This window comes from Hymenobacter sublimis (assembly GCF_023101345.1).
GTDB classification, from domain to species: domain Bacteria; phylum Bacteroidota; class Bacteroidia; order Cytophagales; family Hymenobacteraceae; genus Hymenobacter; species Hymenobacter sublimis.
Window position 1 is genome coordinate 695,506 of record NZ_CP095848.1, and the last position, 13,144, is coordinate 708,649.

The 13,144-nt window shown below is 58.1% G+C and carries 13 protein-coding genes; 8 read left to right on the forward strand and 5 right to left on the reverse strand.

From position 1 onward, the window contains the following. Positions 1-89 precede the first annotated feature (89 nt). The 4 genes from MWH26_RS03005 to MWH26_RS03020 all read left to right on the forward strand — a co-directional run bounded on the left by MWH26_RS03005 (position 90) and on the right by MWH26_RS03020 (position 4,449). Complete coding sequence (locus tag MWH26_RS03005; protein ID WP_247975992.1) at positions 90-740, forward strand: phosphopantothenoylcysteine decarboxylase domain-containing protein; 651 nt, start codon at positions 90-92, stop codon at positions 738-740. Further along, positions 733-1,662: a type IX secretion system protein PorD gene (gene porD / locus MWH26_RS03010; protein ID WP_247975993.1), complete on the forward strand. Its 930-nt coding sequence runs from the start codon at positions 733-735 to the stop codon at positions 1,660-1,662. Before MWH26_RS03005 ends, porD begins: the two co-directional genes overlap by 8 nt. 151 nt (positions 1,663-1,813) lie before the next feature. Continuing rightward, complete coding sequence (gene recN, locus MWH26_RS03015) at positions 1,814-3,487, forward strand: DNA repair protein RecN (RefSeq protein ID WP_247975994.1); 1,674 nt, start codon at positions 1,814-1,816, stop codon at positions 3,485-3,487. A 131-nt stretch (positions 3,488-3,618) separates the two neighbouring features. After that, positions 3,619-4,449 carry an enoyl-ACP reductase FabI gene (locus tag MWH26_RS03020; RefSeq protein ID WP_244695166.1) on the forward strand — a complete coding sequence of 277 codons (831 nt, stop codon included), beginning with the start codon at positions 3,619-3,621 and terminating at the stop codon, positions 4,447-4,449. Positions 4,450-4,504: 55 nt separating this feature from the next. Here the strand turns inward: MWH26_RS03020 and MWH26_RS03025 are convergent, their stop codons facing one another. Continuing rightward, positions 4,505-5,116 (reverse strand): DUF3885 domain-containing protein, encoded by a 612-nt coding sequence (locus MWH26_RS03025; RefSeq protein ID WP_244695167.1) that lies wholly within the window; start codon positions 5,114-5,116, stop codon positions 4,505-4,507. A gap of 116 nt (positions 5,117-5,232) precedes the next feature. Here MWH26_RS03025 and cypC point away from each other — a divergent pair, with 116 nt between their 5' ends. Beyond that, positions 5,233-6,570 (forward strand): CYP152 family fatty-acid peroxygenase CypC, encoded by a 1,338-nt coding sequence (cypC, locus tag MWH26_RS03030; protein WP_247975995.1) that lies wholly within the window; start codon positions 5,233-5,235, stop codon positions 6,568-6,570. Positions 6,571-6,885: 315 nt separating this feature from the next. Continuing rightward, positions 6,886-7,836, forward strand: coding sequence for a pectinesterase family protein (locus tag MWH26_RS03035; RefSeq protein ID WP_247975996.1), 951 nt, complete (start codon positions 6,886-6,888; stop codon positions 7,834-7,836). 12 nt (positions 7,837-7,848) lie between these two features. Here MWH26_RS03035 and MWH26_RS03040 read toward each other — a convergent pair whose 3' ends face one another. Beyond that, positions 7,849-9,057 carry a porin gene (locus tag MWH26_RS03040; protein ID WP_247975997.1) on the reverse strand — a complete coding sequence of 403 codons (1,209 nt, stop codon included), beginning with the start codon at positions 9,055-9,057 and terminating at the stop codon, positions 7,849-7,851. A 210-nt stretch (positions 9,058-9,267) separates the two neighbouring features. Here MWH26_RS03040 and MWH26_RS03045 point away from each other — a divergent pair, with 210 nt between their 5' ends. Continuing rightward, positions 9,268-10,239: a pectinesterase family protein gene (locus MWH26_RS03045; RefSeq protein WP_247975998.1), complete on the forward strand. Its 972-nt coding sequence runs from the start codon at positions 9,268-9,270 to the stop codon at positions 10,237-10,239. 33 nt (positions 10,240-10,272) lie between these two features. Here the strand turns inward: MWH26_RS03045 and MWH26_RS03050 are convergent, their stop codons facing one another. After that, positions 10,273-10,689: a hypothetical protein gene (locus MWH26_RS03050; RefSeq protein WP_244695171.1), complete on the reverse strand. Its 417-nt coding sequence runs from the start codon at positions 10,687-10,689 to the stop codon at positions 10,273-10,275. A 196-nt stretch (positions 10,690-10,885) separates the two neighbouring features. Between MWH26_RS03050 and MWH26_RS03055 the strand changes: the two genes are divergently transcribed. After that, positions 10,886-11,302 carry a TerB family tellurite resistance protein gene (locus tag MWH26_RS03055; RefSeq protein ID WP_247975999.1) on the forward strand — a complete coding sequence of 139 codons (417 nt, stop codon included), beginning with the start codon at positions 10,886-10,888 and terminating at the stop codon, positions 11,300-11,302. Between the two features lie 130 nt (positions 11,303-11,432). Here the strand turns inward: MWH26_RS03055 and MWH26_RS03060 are convergent, their stop codons facing one another. Continuing rightward, positions 11,433-11,840 (reverse strand): ACT domain-containing protein, encoded by a 408-nt coding sequence (locus tag MWH26_RS03060; protein WP_247976000.1) that lies wholly within the window; start codon positions 11,838-11,840, stop codon positions 11,433-11,435. Between the two features lie 177 nt (positions 11,841-12,017). After that, a complete protein-coding gene (locus tag MWH26_RS03065; protein ID WP_247976001.1) occupies positions 12,018-13,085 on the reverse strand; it encodes an SDR family oxidoreductase in 1,068 nt (355 codons plus the stop codon). Positions 13,086-13,144 lie beyond the last annotated feature (59 nt).

The following is a 13,144-nucleotide window of genomic DNA, read 5'->3' on the forward strand; positions in this document are numbered from 1 at the left end:
GGTAGGGGTAGCAAATCAAGGAGCCCTTACCTTTAAGGTCTGACAGGGGGTAGTACCTTACTCCTTCGCCTCCTTCCAACCCATTTGGTATGCGCGTTCTGATTACTGCCGGTCCTACCTACGAACCCCTGGACCCCGTCCGCTTTATCGGGAACCACAGCACCGGTAAAATGGGCTACGCGCTGGCCGAAACCTTTGCTGCGGCCGGTGCGGTAGTAGACCTAATCAGCGGCCCTACCAGCCTACCCGACCCAGCTTCCCCAAACATTGGGGTGCAGCGCGTGCAAACGGCCGACGAGATGTACGCCGCTGCCGCTGCCCTGGCACCCACCGCCAATATCTGGGTGTTTGCAGCGGCAGTGGCAGATTATAAGCCGGCGCAGGTAGCAGAAAACAAAATCAAGAAAGCTGGCGACACGCTTACCCTGGAACTGGTGAAAAACGTGGACATTGCCGCTATCCTAGGCAAAAGCAAGCGGCCCGAACAATTTTCCGTCGGTTTTGCGTTGGAGACAAACAATGAGCGGGCGCACGCCCTGGAAAAGCTGCAGCGTAAGAACTTTGATCTGGTGGTCCTCAATTCCCTGCGCGACGCCGGGGCTGGTTTCCGCCATGACACCAATAAAATAACCCTGCTGGAAGCCGACGGAAGCGTAACTACTTTTGAGTTGAAGCCCAAAACCGAAGTAGCCCACGACATTGTGCAAACCGTTTTAGCCCGCCTGTCTCGCCATGCGTAACCTTATCCTGCTGCCTTTTCTGCTTCTGTTACCCGCGTTGCTGCTGACCCGTTCTGCCCAAGCCCAGGAGCTGCAGGCGGAGGTAGCCATTTCGACGGAAAACGTGACCATTGCCGACCGGCAGCTGGTGCAGCAGATGCGCAACGACATGCAGGCCTTCCTGAACACCCGCTCCTTCACCAACCAAACCTACCGGCCCGAGGAGCGAATTCGGTGTAAGTTTTTCGTGGGTATCACCGAAATTCCGCAGAACGGCACCTACCGGGCTACGGTGCGCGTTTTGAGCACGCGGCCGGTGTACGGCACCGGCTACGAAACCAACGTGCTCAGCTTTGCCGATCGGGGCTGGATTTTCAACTATTCGCCCCAGAACCCGATTGACTACTCCGAGAATACCTTCGTTGGAAATTTATCGTCGTTGCTGGCCTTCTACGCCTACATCATCATTGGCATGGATCAGGACAGCTTTTCGCCCCTGAGTGGCTCTGTCTACTACGACCGAGCCCGTAATATCCTGACTAACGCCTCGTCCCAGAACGTGACCAACGAAGCCGACGAAGGCTGGAAGGACGGCAACAACGGCAACCGTTACTGGCTGCTTAACAACCTGCAGGACCCACAGCTGGAAGCCTTTCGCAGTGGCATGTACGCCTACTATCGGCAAGGCATGGACGTGTTCATTACCAAGCCCGAGGAAGCCCGCACCACCATTACTACCGCCTTACAAGGTGTGCAACAAGCCGTGCAGCGCCGGCCGGGTACGCTACTGGCCCGCGCCTTCTTCACCACCAAAGCCGACGAAATAGCCAACATCTTCCGCACCAGCCCCGATCAGCAGCAGAAGACGCAAGTGGTTACCATCCTGTCGGAAACCGATCCGACGAACTCGGCTAAGTACCAGGCAATTTTACGGCAGCCGTAAATAGCCCTGAAAAAGATTCAGCGAAAATAGTTAGCAATTAACTAAGTGAGCTAGTAGCTTTGCTAAAGCTACTAGACTAGGTTGCGCCTGGACCGTAGCGTTTCCCTTTTGTTTGCTACGGCCGGCTGTTCGGCCTTCACCTTGGATTGCTATGCTCGTTGACCTGCGCATCCGAAACTACGCCCTAATTGAGCAGCTACAGCTGCAACCTTCGGCCCTACTCAATATTATTACCGGCGAGACTGGCGCGGGCAAGTCCATTATGCTCGGAGCCATTGGCCTGCTGCTCGGCAACCGGGCCGATTCGCGCATGCTCTTCGACACGGAAAAGAAGTGCGTGATTGAGGGCCAATTTGACATCAGCAGCTACCAACTACAGGATATCTTCGAAGCCGAAGACCTCGACTACGACACCCAGTGCATTCTGCGCCGCGAAATTAGCCCAGCCGGGAAGTCCAGGGCCTTTGTGAACGACACGCCCGTGACGCTGGAAACCCTGCGGAACATCGGGGCCAACCTTATGGACATTCACTCACAGCATGACACGCTGCTACTGGGGGATGCTGTTTTTCAACTAAACCTGCTGGACCTGTACGCTGGCCTAGTGCCTACCCGCGCCCAGTACAGCAATGCTTACCGCCAGTACCGCAAGCTGGAAGCCGACCTGAAAGCGCTGGAAGACCAGGTGGCTCAAGCCAATAAGGAGCTGGACTACCATAGCTTTCTGCTCAGTGAGTTGGAGGACGCCCGCCTCGATAATGAGCAGCAGGACGAGTTGGAGCAGGAAGTAAAAGAGCTGGAGCACGCCGAAGAAATCAAGTTCAAGCTGACTTCGGCCCTGCAGAGTCTGACGGAAAGCGAGTACTGCGCCACCAGCGCTATGAAGGAAGCTGCCACCCTGCTCGGCCAGATTACTTCTTACTCGGAGCAAGCCCGGGAGCTGAAAAACCGCCTCGACAGCTGCCTGATTGAGTTGCACGACATTGCCGACGAAATTGAGGTAGTGGAGCGCCGCACCGAAGGTGACCCCGCCCGCATTGATGAGCTACAGGGCCGTCTGAACGTGCTCTACAACTTGCAGCGCAAGCACCAGGTGCGCGACGTGGTAGCCCTGCTAGCCGTGCGCTCCGACCTGCGCGACAAGGTAGGCTCCGTCCTGAACCTAGACAAGCAAATCAACCGCCTGCGCCGCGACGCGGAAGGAGCCCTATCGGCCGTGAAAAAGCAGGCGGGCCGCCTTTCCGAGGCCCGCCGCAAGGTGTTTCCGAAGTTCGAAAAGGAACTGGTGGCTTTGCTGGCTGACCTGGGCATGCCCAACTCGCGCGTTGTGGTGCAGCACCAGGAAGGCCCGCCCGCTACCAGTGGCATTGATGTAATAAGCATCCTGTTCACGGCCAACAAAGGCGCCCAGCCTCAAACCCTGAGCAAAGCCGCATCGGGGGGTGAATTTTCGCGCCTGATGCTGTGCATCAAGTACATGCTGGCCGATAAAACTGCCCTGCCGACCATCGTATTCGATGAAATCGATACGGGCATTAGTGGCGAAATTGCCGTGAAAGTAGGCCGCATGATGCAGCAGATGGCCCGCAAGCACCAGCTCATTACCATTAGCCACCTACCCCAGATGGCTGCTGCCGGCGACGCGCACTACTTCGTGTATAAGGAAGACCGCGCCGACCGCACCGTGAGCAATATACGGGTGCTGAACCTAGAGGAGCGAATTCAGGAAATTGCCCAGATGATTTCCGGCGCCAACCCCAGCCAGCACGCCTACCAAAGCGCCCGCGAGCTGCTAGCCATGCGCGGCGAGGAATTGGTAGGGTAGGGGCGAAATTATGACATGGTGAAATTGTGCGTTGTGAATAGCTAACTTGCCAGCCGCTAACCTGGAGTTCTAAACGGTGTAGTGGAGTCAAGAACATCAACTCACCATTTCACCATTTCACCTCTCACCCTATGTCTAATAACTTACTCGCTGGCAAAGTCGGCATCATTTCGGGCGCGCTGAACGAGGATTCCATTGCCTGGAAAGTAGCCCTGAAAGCCCACGCCGAAGGGGCCCGCTTTGTGCTCACTAATGCCCCGCTGGCCATGCGCATGGGCGAAATCAACAAGCTGTCGGAGCAGTGCAACGCGCCCATCATTCCGGCCGATGCTACCTCCATGGAGGACCTGGAGAAGCTGTTTAGCGGCGCCCAAGAGCAGCTCGGCGGCAAGCTTGATTTCGTGCTACACAGCATTGGCATGAGCGCCAACATCCGCAAGGGCAAGCACTACGGCGAGCTGAACTATGAGTGGTTTCAGAAGACGCTGGACGTATCGGCCTTGTCATTTCACAAGATGCTGGCCGTAGCCGAAAAGCAGGATGCCCTGAATGAATGGGGTTCGGTAGTGGGCCTGAGCTACATTGCCGCTCAGCGCGCTTTCCTTGATTATACCGACATGTCGCAGGCCAAAGCTGTGCTGGAAAGCATTGCCCGCAGCTACGGTCAGCGCCTGGGTAAGCTCAAGAAAGTACGCGTGAACACCATCAGCCAGTCCCCCACCAAAACCACGGCCGGTACCGGCATCAGCGGCTTCGATGCCTTCTACGAGTACGCCAACAAACTTTCCCCCCTGGGTAACGCACCCGCCGAAGCATGCGCCGACTACTGCATCAGCTTGTTCTCGGACCTGACCCGCTACGTGACCATGCAGAACCTCATGCACGACGGTGGCTTCAGCACCACCGGTATTTCGGAGGAGATTGTGGAGGCCATTACCGCCAGCATGTCGCAGAACTCGTAGGTGTGTTCTTCTCTGCTTACAAAAAGCCCGGCCTGCAGGTCGGGCTTTTTTCGTTTTATGTAGCAAATAATGCGTCAATATGTGGCCGGTCGTAGTCCAGTATCAACTCATTAAACTCCTCATATAGGTAGCGAAGAGATGCTACGTCAGGGCCGATGATGTCCAATCCCCGATCGTCGTACATGTGAAACGCAAGACCCGTGCGTTGATTGAGAAAGAATAGGCGGCCATGGAGGGCGGGCCTTCTTCCAAAATCTTGGTTACTGATAGCAGCTAAAATTTCAGTGTAAGGTATTTGTGAAATGGTGGGAAAGTGCATTCTCATCCATTTCAGGGTATCTGAATAGGGGTTGGTTATTCGCTGAAAGTGGATAGCTGTTTGGGAAACCGGAAGTTGACGCAGCAAATAATTGCTGCTTCTAATCCGATGCCGTTTGGACCTCCATTGCTCATATACAAGCAAAGCAGGCTCATCGGGCGCAAAAACGGCTCGGAATAACAAAGAAGCTCTATGAACTACCTCTTGGAAGTAAGCCTCATCAGAAGTAGAAAGGGTGTCCTTTTGTAAGTTAAATCGGAGTGAGATAAGCCAGCAGTCGAATAAAGGCTTGGCTGTTGTCAGGCTTGGATAATGCTGCTGTAGAAAGCGGGTTAAGGCTGAGGTCATTGATTATCAGTAACTAAGTAAAGTAGACCTTTTTACCGGCTCCACAATATCCTCCGTGTCAACGAGCCGTAAGGTAAAGGCATTCATTTTGGCGACCTATTCGACTACTACCCGATATGCCCCAGATTTTTCGCGACCCAAGTTTCGACAGCACCCTGGACGTGCTGCGCGAAGGCTACCCCTTCCTCTACTGCCGCAGTCAGCGCTTCAATTCTGATATCTTCCAGATTCGGCTGATGGGCCTGAAGGCCATTTGCCTGCACGGAGCCGAGGCCGCTGAGCTCTTCTACAACCCCAGGCTCTTTGTCCGGAAGGGAGCCGTGCCGCGCCGGGTGCAGACTACCCTCATGGGAATTGATGCCATTCAAACCCGTGACAATGGGGAGCACCGCTGCCGCAAAGAAATGTTCATGTCGTTGATGGGGCCAGAGAGCCGGGAGCGGCTGATGAGCCTGCTGGCGGAGCAGTGGCAGCGCTACGCCCACCGCTGGGAGCAGCAAGACCGGGTGGTGCTGTTTCGGGAAGCCCAGGAAATCCTGTGCCGGGCGGCCTGCGCGTGGGCCGAGGTGCCGCTGCCGGAACCAGAAGTCAGCAAGCGCGCCCGCGACTTTGGGGCCATGGTGGACGGGTTTGGAGGGGTAGGGCCGCGGCACTGGCGCGGCAAGCAGGCCCGCCGCCGGGGCGAGAAGTGGATGCGGGGCATTATTCGCGCCATCCGGAAAGGAGCTTTACCTGTGCAGGAAGGCACAGCCGCCCACACCGTGGCTTGGCACCGGGAGCCCAACGGCGAACTGCTGGATGTACAGATGGCCGCCATCGAGCTGGTTAACGCCATCCGACCCATCGTGGCTATTGCTACCTATATCACCTTCGCAGCCCTAGCCCTGCACGAGTATCCGCCGTACCGGCAGCTACTCCGCAACCCGGCCGAAGATTACCCCGAGCTGTTCGTGCAGGAAGTGCGACGCTACTTTCCCTTCACGCCGTTTGTTGGAGCCCTGGTGCGCGAAGACTTTTCCTGGCACGGCTTTGAGTTTGCGAAGGGTACGCTGGTGCTGCTGGATGTGTACGGCACCAACCGCGACGAGCGGTGGTGGCAAGACCCGGAGGTGTTCTGGCCCGAGCGGTTCCGGCAGTGGCAGCGGAGCCCCTACGATTTTATTCCCCAGGGTGGGGGCGAGTTTCTAACCGGCCACCGTTGCGCCGGCGAGTGGATTACTATTGAGGCCCTGAAGCAGGCCGTGGCCTTCCTTAACGATGGTATCCGCTACGATGTGCCCGCCCAAGACCTCACCTATGACCTCACCCGAATGCCAACCCTACCCGCCAGCGGCTTCGTGATGACGAACGTGCGTGCCACCGGCAAAGGTGCCCTGGCCGTACTACCCATGCCGGCCGCCGGTAGCCGCCAGAGCGCCGCAGCTATGAGCTGCCCGTTTCATCATAAGGGGTAGTAAGTGCCGCTCTAGTCGTAACCGCATCAAGTTCTAGCGCTACCGGCTGGTATCTAAAAAGTGCTTCCCAAACTGTCATTCTGAGCAGCGCGAGGAATCTGAGTTACATACTAGAAGCTAAATCCAGATTCCTCGCGCTGCTCGGAATGACAGTTCAGTTTTCGGCCATTGCTTAAGCATAGGGAGTGGTTTGCATATGCTATAAGAAGCAGTGGGTGACAACGTTCCCGATAACGTTTGCGCGGAGATAGGTGGGCGAAAACGGCCGAGTTCAGCAGAATAGGGATAAGTTGCCAGCCTACCCGCCCGCTTGCCATGAAACCTGTTCTGCTTTTCTTCCTGCTTGCTTGGCTGACGCTGGGCCGCGCCTTTGGCTACGATTTTGTGGTGGCCCAGGACGGAAGCGGCCAGTTTCGCACGGTGCAGGAAGCCTTCAACGCCGTGCCTGATTTCCGGAAGAAAGTCACTACCATCTTCATCAAGAAGGGCGTGTACAAGGAAAAGCTGCTGCTGGCCGGTTCCAAAAACTTGGTAACGCTTATCGGGGAGGACCGCGAGAAAACCATTCTGACCTACGACGACTACAACCAGAAGAAAAACATCTTTGGGGAAGACAAGGGTACCTCGGGCTCGGCTAGCTGTTACATCTACGGCTCCGACTTCACGGCCGAAAACCTGACCTTTCAGAACTCCTCCGGACCCGTGGGGCAGGCCGTGGCCCTGTGGGTAGCCGGCGACAAGGCCCGGTTTAGAAACTGCCGCTTCCTGGGGTTTCAGGATACGCTGTATACCTACGGCTACGGCAGCCGCCAATACTACCAGAACTGCTACATCGAAGGCACCGTCGATTTTATTTTTGGCTCCAGCACGGCGTGGTTTGAAGGCTGTACCATCTTCTGCAAAACGGGGGGCTTTGTCACGGCTGCCTCTACTCCCGATACCACCCGCTACGGCTACGTGTTCAATCAGTGCCGCATCACCGGCGACGCGCCCGCGGGTAGCTTCTACCTGGGGCGGCCCTGGCGGCCCTACGCCAAAACGGTGTACCTGTGCTGTGAGCTGGGCAAGCAGATCAGGTCCGAGGGCTGGGACCATTGGGACAAGGAAACCAATAAGCAAACCGCCCGCTACGCCGAGTACCAGAGCCGCGGCCCCGGCGCGGCCCCCCGGCAGCGCGTGGGGTGGGCCCGCCAGCTTTCCGATGCCGAAGCCCAACACTACACCCTGCAAACCGTGCTGCGCGGCTGGGACCCAACTAAGGACTAAGGCAGCAGCCGGCTAAAAATTCAGCTGCGCTTGTAGGCGCAACAGGCCGCCGCGCTGGCGGTTATCGGGCTTCTGAAAATCCTCGAAGCGGCGGGAGGAAAGCGTGTACATGGTCACCAGCTCGAAGCTAGGAACGGGTTGCCATTCTACGCCCAATTCAGCCTCCCGCACGTGGTAGCTGCGCGTGTCCCGCTCGTGCTTCTTGCCTCCGTTGTAGTATTGCATGCGCAGGAAGGGATAAAACTGCTGCTGCTGGTAGCGCACCCGATAGTTTAGCAACACGTAACCCCCGTGCAGGCGTTGGGTTTCAATGCTGTCGGTAGCCGAGTTGAATTCGGGGCCGCGGCCTACGTTGTATTCCGTCTGGATACCAAAGGGCTGGGGGTAGAGCACCAGCGTAGCAGCCGCGCGCTGGTCGGGGTAGCGCAGGTCGGGCCGGTGCTTGACGCCGTTGGAAAGCTGGTCTTTGCCTACCACGTATTCGCCGGTGTAGGCTTGCAGGGCCGGCTCCAGCACCTGGCCGCCAATAGCCAGTGGGTACGTTATGCGCGCTACCACATGGCGCTGGTTGTTCAGCTCGGGGCGGTTGGCCGTCTGCCCATTGAAGACGCCGAGCCCCACAATGCCGTAGTCGCCGGAGCCTTTCAGGCCGTCTTTCACGAGTTGGCTGAAGCGCTGTCGTACGGAGGTAGGCGCCCAGTATAAAAAAGCGCCCAAATCTCGTTCGTTCGAGAGGGCGCTGTTAAGGGCATCGTTCCGGTCGAGGGGAAGCCGGTTCTGGCTCGATTGCATGTTCTCAAAGCCAAACGGTACCTTGCTCTGCCCCACCCGAATTCGGAACTGGCTGGCTTTGTCGAGGCCCAGGTCGAGGTAGGCGTCGCGGAGCTGGGCAAATTGCAGGGAAGTGCTGCCGCTGGGCGTGCTGGCAAAATCGGGCTGCAAGTAGAAATATACCCGCTCATGCAACTGCCCGTAGAAAATTATCCGAACGCGCCGCAGAGAAATGCCGCCATTACGGCCCCAGGACCGGTCGCACTGCTCACAGGTGAGGTCGGGGTTGGTTTCCAGCAGCCGGTTGTAGCGCGCCTGCACGTAGCCCCGAATGGCAAACGTTTCAAACCATTTCTTCGCCTCAGGTTTCGGCTTCGCTAGGGAGTCAGCCGACTGAGCCTGGGCATATCCCATTGTCAGCAACAACAGGCTGGTTAACAATTTTTTCATAGAATGATAATGCTGACGCAAAGTGCGGCATTGGATGTTACTTCAATGTTACCTACGTATTACGACAATGTTATCAATGACCGAAATTACCCGGCGGTAGGGGTCCGCCTCGCCGTAGCAGGCAGCGTGGCAACGTTGCCGACATCGTTTGCGCAGAAATTCCCGGTGGCTAGCAGTGGTAGCTAGCGGCCATCAGCGTAAGTTGTCAGCATGTTTACTCGGCAGACGATACAGGGCTTGTGCCTGGCTCTGATGGGCATGTTGTGGCTGGTGGTGGGCCGGGCAATGGGTGCGGAACTAGTAGTAGCCAAAGATGGAAGCGGGCAGTTCCGGACGGTGCAGCAGGCCATTGATGCGGCGCCCGCGCAGTCGGGGCGGCCAGTGGTGATTCGCATCCGGCGGGGCACGTACCGGGAAAAGCTGGTGGTGCCGGCCAGCAAAACCCACCTCACCCTGCGGGGCGAAGACCGGGACCACACCATCTTAACCTTTGATGACCACAGCGGCAAGGGCGCTATCAACACCTACACATCCTACTCGGTGCTGGTGGAAGGGGCTGATTTTACGGCCGAGAACCTCACCTTCCAGAATACGGCGGGCCGTACCGCCGGCCAGGCCGTGGCCCTGCACGTAGCCGCCGACCGGTGCACTTTCCGCAACTGCCGCATCCTCGGCGACCAGGACACGCTGTTTCTGGCCACTGGTCACACCCGTCAGTATTTCCGGCATTGCTTCATTGAGGGTACCACCGATTTTATTTTCGGCAGCAGCACGGCCGTGTTCGACCACTGCACCATTCGCAGCAAGAAGAACTCCCACATTACGGCCGCGGCCACGCCTCCAGATCAAGCTTACGGCTTTGTTTTTCGGCATTGCCGGCTCACAGCCGATACCACGTTGGCCACCAACGTGTCGTTGGGCCGGCCTTGGCAGCCACACGCCCACGTGGCCTACCTGCACACCTACATGGGCCGCCACATCCGGTCCTCCGGCTGGGACAACTGGAAAAAGCCCGAAAGCGAAAAAACGGCCCGCTACGCCGAGTACCGTTCGACTGGCCCGGGCGCAACTCCCACTCAGCGAGTAGTCTGGGCGCGACAGTTGCCAGCGCGGGAGGCGCGGCGCTACACCTTACGCCACCTTTTCGCCGGGACGCCCACCTGGCACCCGGCACGCCGTTAGAGGCGCCCGTGGCGCGGTAGGGGCGGGAACAAACTATTCTTCCTGGGCCCGGGTGCGTAGCCACTGCTGGGCCGCGGCCACGTCCTCGAACAAGTGCAGATCGAGCTGGTCAGCAATGCGGCTCTGTAGATTTTCGATGGACAGCTGCCCGAAAATATCCGGCGACACTACCTGGGCAATGTAGCGCAAACCGGCCCCCATGATAAGCGGCGTCCAGACTTGCTGAATCCACTCATTGGCTTCGGTAAACGTGCCTACTAGTTCACTGTGGTCGTTGAGTAGGTAGGGGCAGGGCTTCTCGCGTAGCATGTTCAAGTACGTTAGGCCCCCGTCCATTACCGTGCCCAGGGTTTGGCGGCCATACCAGCGGGCATGAATCCAGTTCTCGCGTACGTTCCGCTCTACCGTCAGGTAGGTACTGTCATCTCCCCGACGCAACGAAGTAACCATGAATAAATAAGTAAGAAGAAATGAGGTTGGGTAAAAGGCCCTCCGCCGCGAAGGACGCCGCAATTAACGGCTTCTTACTGGTATTGTTTTGGGAGCTTGGCTGTGCCAAGCTGGGAATAACCTTCCGGTGGGGGCCGCGTTGAAACAGGCTACCGCCTTTAACGGGCTTTTTTCGCCACCACCCTTTCCTACGCATATGCAGGCGCAACACAACCTCGAAGACGTTTTAAATACCGAGCAAAAAAAGCTGGCCTTCTACCAGAACCTGATTCTGTTGGCCGCCGCCGACGGGCAGCTAGACCAGAACGAAAGCGCGTTTCTGCTGCAAATCGGGCAACGGTTGGGCCTTACCTCCGAGCAGGTGCAGCCCATTGCCGACAACCTGAGCGTGCTGAGCTTTATTGTACCCGCCGACGGCCTACAGCGCACCCTGGAGCTGCAGACCCTGGTGCAAATGATGCTCCAGGACGGGCAAATTGACCCCCGCGAGTACGGCCTGTGCATGGAGTACGCCAACCGTATCGGCTATAGCAAAGACATTCTGGATGACATGGTTAGCCAGCTGGCCGGGGCGGGACCCGTTGTCAACCGCAACCCGCCCACGGTAAGCTAAGTTACTCTCCAGATCAGGCCCAGTAAAGCACCGAGAAACGAGCTACTGTTTGCGCAACGGTAGCTCGTTTACTTGTACCAGCACGGTGTCGGGGGAGGGGCAGGTAGCAGCCAAGTCGGTTTCTAGACGGCTATTCTGCTTCCCCGGTAGCAGCTAGTTGCTGCAGCAGGCCCAGGGCTTTGTGGGCATCGGTGGCGGCCACGAAGATATGGTCGTGGTAATAGGCAGCTACCACGTTGCAGCTCACCCCGGCCTGCGCTAGTACGCGCGCAACGGCCGCCGTCAGGCCCACGGCCTCTAGGGAAGAGTGCACCATAAGCGTGAGCCAAGCTGCCACAAAGGAATAAGGTAGCTGCAGTCGGTCGGCGGTGGCTTGGGGTAGAATAACGGTTAGGCCTTCCCGCTCGCGGAACAGGCCAACCATGTCGGCTACCGCCAAGCCATCCAGAGAAGCTACTGTGCAGAACACGTAGTTGCCCGGTTGCAATTCAGGCTGCATGGTGCGCAGAAGGCGGGTGAGGTCGGTCTCGCCGGGCATAGGGTTTGGGTTGGAAGTACACGGAGTTTGACTGCAGGTAGCCGCCTGGCCAGGAAGGCCAGGCGCTACCCAACCCAAACTCCACCAGCGCCCCACTACCCCGCATAGTACTGGCCACTCAGGCGCTGATGAAGTTCAGTGAGCCCCAGTAGTACAGAGCTGCTGGCGGTTTGGTGGTTACGGAATCAGCCGGTCGGCGCGTAATTGCTCGAACAGATCAAAAAATGAGTCTTCCGTTGCCTGATACTCCAGGAAGCCGCGCTTGCGGCTGTTGCTCATGTCGGTCATGACCTCAATGGGACGGCCCAGGTCCAGGTCGGTGTGCCAGGCCGACGCCAGCCGGTTCAGATCAGGCTCGGTAAGCTGGTGCCGCTCGGCTATTTCGCGCCACACCGCCGTATCCTGACTTAGCTCGGCTTCCAAAGGGTGCACAGTGCCATCGAACCCCGCGGCTTCTACCCCAAACCACGCGGCCAGGCGGGGCCACAGCCAGCTCCAGCGAAATACGTCGCCGTTGGTGATGTTGAAAGCCTGGTTGCGGGCCGCCTCGGTGGTAGCGGCCCAGCGCAGTTGCTTGGCAATGATGCGGGCATCTGTCACGTCGGAGAGGCCGTGCCACTGGGCTTCTGAGCCGGGCCAGCGGAACGGGCGGCCGGTTTCCTTGCAGATGCTAGCGTACACGGCCAAGGTTGTGCCCATGTTCATTAGGTTGCCCACGGCCTTACCGATGATGGTATGGGGCCGATGAATGCTCCAGCTAAACCCGTCCCGCTCGGCGGCGGCGTATACTTCATCTTCCTGGGCATAGTAGAAGTTGTCGAGGGGTAGGCGGGGTTGCTCTTCCCGCAGCGGAGTAGGCGGCAGTGCGCCGCCGTTGGCGTAGGCCTCAAACGGCCCGAGGTAGTGCTTGAGGCCCGTTACTAAGGCCACGTGCCGCACCGATTTTTTGGGGCTCAGGGCCTCCAGCATATTGCGCACCAGGGCACTATTCACCCGGATGTTCTCAGTTTCAGTGTCCTGCCGCATCCAGGTGGTAAGAAACACGTGGGTAGGAGCGAGGTCGGCCAGGGCTGCCTGCAAACCGGCCGGGTTCAGCAGGTCGGCGGCTACGGGCAGCAGGCCCGCAGCATCGGGGCGCGGATTACGGGCCAAACCGTACGTGGTCCAGCCATGAGCCAACAGCTCTTGGGCTAGGTTGCTGCCAATGATGCCAGTAGCACCAACTATCAGGGCAATTTTTTCCATGTTGCAGAATCAGGTTTCAGGAAGCCGCAGGTAATGCGGCGGAAGCCTCTACAACAGGC

Excerpts from the sequence above, each read along its gene's own strand:
- MWH26_RS03005 (WP_247975992.1), top strand. The coding sequence starts at position 90 with ATGCGCGTTCTGATTACTGCCGGTCCTACCTACGAACCCCTGGACCCC.
- porD (WP_247975993.1), top strand. The coding sequence starts at position 733 with ATGCGTAACCTTATCCTGCTGCCTTTTCTGCTTCTGTTACCCGCGTTG.
- recN (WP_247975994.1), top strand. The coding sequence starts at position 1,814 with ATGCTCGTTGACCTGCGCATCCGAAACTACGCCCTAATTGAGCAGCTA.
- MWH26_RS03020 (WP_244695166.1), top strand. The coding sequence starts at position 3,619 with ATGTCTAATAACTTACTCGCTGGCAAAGTCGGCATCATTTCGGGCGCG.
- MWH26_RS03025 (WP_244695167.1), bottom strand. The coding sequence starts at position 5,116 with ATGACCTCAGCCTTAACCCGCTTTCTACAGCAGCATTATCCAAGCCTG.
- cypC (WP_247975995.1), top strand. The coding sequence starts at position 5,233 with ATGCCCCAGATTTTTCGCGACCCAAGTTTCGACAGCACCCTGGACGTG.
- MWH26_RS03035 (WP_247975996.1), top strand. The coding sequence starts at position 6,886 with ATGAAACCTGTTCTGCTTTTCTTCCTGCTTGCTTGGCTGACGCTGGGC.
- MWH26_RS03040 (WP_247975997.1), bottom strand. The coding sequence starts at position 9,057 with ATGAAAAAATTGTTAACCAGCCTGTTGTTGCTGACAATGGGATATGCC.
- MWH26_RS03045 (WP_247975998.1), top strand. The coding sequence starts at position 9,268 with ATGTTTACTCGGCAGACGATACAGGGCTTGTGCCTGGCTCTGATGGGC.
- MWH26_RS03050 (WP_244695171.1), bottom strand. The coding sequence starts at position 10,689 with ATGGTTACTTCGTTGCGTCGGGGAGATGACAGTACCTACCTGACGGTA.
- MWH26_RS03055 (WP_247975999.1), top strand. The coding sequence starts at position 10,886 with ATGCAGGCGCAACACAACCTCGAAGACGTTTTAAATACCGAGCAAAAA.
- MWH26_RS03060 (WP_247976000.1), bottom strand. The coding sequence starts at position 11,840 with ATGCCCGGCGAGACCGACCTCACCCGCCTTCTGCGCACCATGCAGCCT.
- MWH26_RS03065 (WP_247976001.1), bottom strand. The coding sequence starts at position 13,085 with ATGGAAAAAATTGCCCTGATAGTTGGTGCTACTGGCATCATTGGCAGC.